This window comes from Klebsiella sp. MS 92-3 (assembly GCF_000195655.1).
Taxonomy (GTDB): Bacteria; Pseudomonadota; Gammaproteobacteria; order Enterobacterales; family Enterobacteriaceae; genus Klebsiella; species Klebsiella pneumoniae.
The window spans coordinates 15130-19102 of record NZ_GL882770.1; the positions used below are offsets into that span (position 1 = coordinate 15130).

The window sequence follows — 3973 nt, forward strand, 5'->3', positions numbered from 1 at the left end:
CCTGGTAGCCGACGCCGGCGCCGCTATAGCGATAGCTGGCGCCGAACAGCTCGGTAAACATCGGCTGCTGGACGCAGACCACCATATCATGGGCGATATTGGCCAGCATCAGGGCGAAGAACAGGATCCAGAAAACGGACTGACTCTCCAGCGCCATAAAGAACGGGAAACCGCTCAAAGTGCCGATCAGCGCCCCGGTGATATAGATCCGCCGACGGCCAAAGCGGTCTGCCAGCCAGGCGAAGCAGGGGATAGTCAGGCAGCTAAGACCGCCCACCAGCAGGCCAATGTTGAGAAACAGCTCGCGCGGCAGGCCGAGGTTTTGCGTGGAGTAGTTGAGGGCGAAGGCGGTGACGATATACATCGTCAGCAGCTCACACAGACGCAGGGCGATAATCAGTAAAAACGCTCCCGGATGGCGAAGCAGCGCTTCCACTACCGGTAGCCGCTTTTTCTTCTGCGGCGCGTTGTCCTGGCTCTGCTGCGCTTCAAACTCCTGCGATTCCGCCATGCCGTTACGGATCCACAGCGCAATAAGGACCAGCACCACGCTGAACAGGAACGGTAAGCGCCAGCCCCAGCTGAGGAACTGCTGGTCGCTGGTCAGGCTGCTAATCAGCGATACCAGCCCGGTAGAGAGCAGGAGGCCGACGCCGTAGCCCACCTGCACCCCGCTGCTGTAAAAGGCTTTTTTCCCCTGTGGGGCATTCTCCACCGAGAGCAGCGCCGCGCCGCCCCATTCGCCGCCGACGGCGAATCCCTGAACCGCTCGCAGGAACACCAGCAGCACCGGCGCCCACCAGCCGATCTGGTTGAACGAGGGGAGCAGGCCGATGCAGGCAGTGGCGATACCCATCATCCAGACGGTCATCATCAGCATCCGTTTCCGCCCGAGGCGATCGCCGAAGTGGCCAAAAATAATTCCGCCGAGCGGGCGAAAAAGAAACCCAACGCCGAAGGTGGCAAAGGCGGCAAGCGTTCCCATCGCCGGGCCGATTTGCGGGAAAAATTCGCGGTTGAACACCAGCGCGGCGGTAATGCCATAGAGAAGAAAATCGTACCAGTCGACCACCGCGCCGGCAAAACTACCCCAGGCCGCCCGCCGGGCCCGATGTAGTGAATCTGGCGCCTCGCCGGGCTGCACGCTTATTGTTGAATCCATACCCTGTCCTGTCAGTCACGTACTTCATTGTTATTGGAATGAGACGCTTTTACCGTTGCGTCTGCTCTGAGACTACCGCGCAGCGGCCGTGGAGGAAAGTAGTTTGCCTGCTAAGCGGGGGAGATGGCGCAAAAAAGAATCGATGGGAAAGACGGTCGAAATCACACCCTGGACTTAACATTCTGGCAATTTGCCATCCAGCTTATACTTTTAATTAAATCAACGGATAACAAAGATGGACACCTTTTAAGAATCGACGTAAATGGTTTACACTTAACGTGTCTCCCTCTCTGGAATGGTGAGTAAAATGCGTCTACTTCTTGCAGTTTTATTTTGTTCTGTCATGTTGCCTTCTGCTTATGCTGAAAAACTGCCTGCGCCGACAGGAAAACCTGTACTGACCATTTCCGGAAAAATCGGAAATATGAATGTCGGCGACAAGGCCGTTTTTGATCTCGCAATGCTGGAAAAACTGGGGATGAAGACGATAGAAACCACCACCCCCTGGTACACCGGCAAGGTTCGTTTTGACGGTATTCCCCTTAGTAAACTCATGGATTTAGTCGGCGCGAAAGGCACATCGGCCCGCGTGCTGGCGCTGAACGACTACACCACCATTATCCCGATTGATGATTTTTATAAATTCCCGGTCATTATGGCGTTAAAAATGAACGGTCAATATATGCGCATTCGTGATAAAGGCCCGTTATTTATTGTCTACCCTTACGACAGCAGTGCTGAATTACAGAACCAGATCTATTATTCCCGATCGGCCTGGCAAGTTTCAAAGATGATTATAGAATAAGGGTTGGATCTTGAATCGAATACTCACGGCTATTATTTTGTCGTTATTTGTTGTCACCGGATATATTACTTATCTGGTGCATGAGCGACAAAGTGAGTTGCAAAAATTTACCCGCTATACGGACTCGTGGTCAATGTCGCAGATGGTGTCGGAATATATGCGGCTGGAGTCTCGTCTGGCGGGAATGGCGATTGGGGCCGAAGGGGCGGACCACGATGAGGTGCGCCTGCGTCTTGAGATCATGATGAGCCAGATCGAGCTTCTGCAGGAGGGCGATCTGGGTAAATTTATCAATAAAAGCGAGCAGCGGAAGACGGTGGTTGCGACGCTGATTCGTAATCTTCATCTGCTCGATAAACAAGTTGATACCATGACGCCGGAGCAGGTCAGACAGATCCTGCCGGTGTTAAGCGAGCTGGATGGTCCGCTGACCTCAATGGCCGCCGCCACCCTGACGCAAGATATCAATATCGTTAATATCACCCATGATAAAATCCAGCATCTCTATTATATCTACTCGGTGATCTCCATTCTGCTGATCGCCATGTGTATAACTCTCGGTCTGCTGATGCTCCGACAGAATAATAATCTGCGTCGCGCCCATGTTCGTATGAAAACGCTGGCCAACGATCTGCAGGCCTCGAAAGAGAAGCTGCAGGTGCAGAACCGCCGGCTGCAGTACGATGCCTACCATGATTCGCTGACCGGTATGCCCAACCGTCTCTCTTTCTGGCAGCGGCTGCAGGAGATCGTCAACCAGGTGCGTCCGTATAAGGGATGCGCCGTGGTGATGCTTTTCGACCTCGACAGCTTTAAGGATGTGAACGATACCCTTGGCCATGATGCTGGCGATAAGCTGCTGCAGGATCTGGCCAGTCGCCTCTCTTTTTTCCGCAAAACCTCCGAGACGCTGTATCGCCTTGGCGGTGATGAGTTTGCGATGCTCTCCTACGATCTCACTGAGGAGATGGCCCTTGAGCGGGCCAATGTTATCCGGGAGAAGATCAGCCAGCCCTATCAGATCTACGATGCGCAGATTAATATCGACGCCTGCATTGGGATCGTGATCTCTGACGGTGAAAGTCGTACCGATTATCTGTACAAGTGCGCCGACCTCGCGCTGTATGAGGCGAAAAAAGAGGGTAGCGGCCATGTGCAAATCTTCCGGCCGGGGATGCTGCAGCGCCTGCAGGAGAACAAATCGTTTGAAGACGATCTGCTGCAGGCCCTGGCCCATGACGAGTTCAAAGTCTACTATCAGCCGATCGCCGATACCGTCACGCGCGAAATCTACGGCTATGAAGCGCTGGTTCGCTGGTTCCATCCGGTGCGCGGCGCCGTGCCGCCGACGGTGTTTATTCCGGTGGCAGAGAAAATCGGTCTTATTAATGCCCTTGGCGAATGGGTGCTGAAAACCGCCTGTGCCGAAGCGGCCAGCTGGGCGACGCCGCTGAAGGTCTCGGTCAACGTTTCACCAATTCAGTTGATGAATACATCGCTGACCGACACCATTATCGAGGTGCTGCATCAGACCGGCCTCGATCCGCGACGTCTTGATCTGGAGATCACCGAGTCGGACGTATTCAATGAGAACACCCGTTCGCTGGAAATTCTCAGCCAGCTGCGCGAGCAGGGCATTCAGATCTCCATCGATGACTTTGGTACCGGCTATTCTTCCCTGTCCCGTTTAAGCTACTTCCCGTTCGATAAAATTAAAATCGACCGCTCGTTTGTCATCAATATTCCGGAACAAAAAGACGATCTGGATATCGTCCGCCTGATTATCAGCATGGGAAAGAGCCTGCATATGCGCATTGTGGCGGAAGGTGTAGAGACCGAAGAGCAGTTGGCTTCGCTGCAGGCGCTGGGCTGTGACCTGGTTCAGGGATATTTAATCGGCAAACCGAGTCCGCTGCGCTAACAAATTTTTAACGTGTCTACTTTTATTCTCCCGGGGGGGGTCTTTGGGACTGAAATTAACTTTTTTTTTTTTTTTTTTTTTTTTT

3 protein-coding genes are annotated in these 3973 nt (G+C 53.4%); 2 read left to right on the plus strand and 1 reads right to left on the minus strand.

The genetic code is table 11. The features are described from left to right. A partial coding sequence (gene shiA, locus HMPREF9538_RS20420) for a shikimate transporter (RefSeq protein ID WP_009484393.1) occupies positions 1–1162 on the minus strand: 1162 nt, incomplete at its 3' end. Positions 1163–1469: 307 nt separating this feature from the next. On the opposite strand from shiA, the gene HMPREF9538_RS0127130 reads away from it, so the two are divergent. After that, positions 1470–1967, plus strand: a complete 498-nt coding sequence (locus HMPREF9538_RS0127130) for a molybdopterin-dependent oxidoreductase (protein WP_004198821.1) — start codon at positions 1470–1472, stop codon at positions 1965–1967. 10 nt (positions 1968–1977) lie between these two features. Continuing rightward, entirely contained in the window at positions 1978–3888 is a 1911-nt protein-coding gene (locus HMPREF9538_RS20410) for a putative bifunctional diguanylate cyclase/phosphodiesterase (protein WP_004196289.1), read from the plus strand. The last annotated feature ends 85 nt before the right edge of the window (positions 3889–3973 follow it).

Coding starts and splice junctions, on each gene's coding strand:
- HMPREF9538_RS0127130 (WP_004198821.1), top strand. CDS start 1,470: ATGCGTCTACTTCTTGCAGTTTTATTTTGTTCTGTCATGTTGCCTTCT.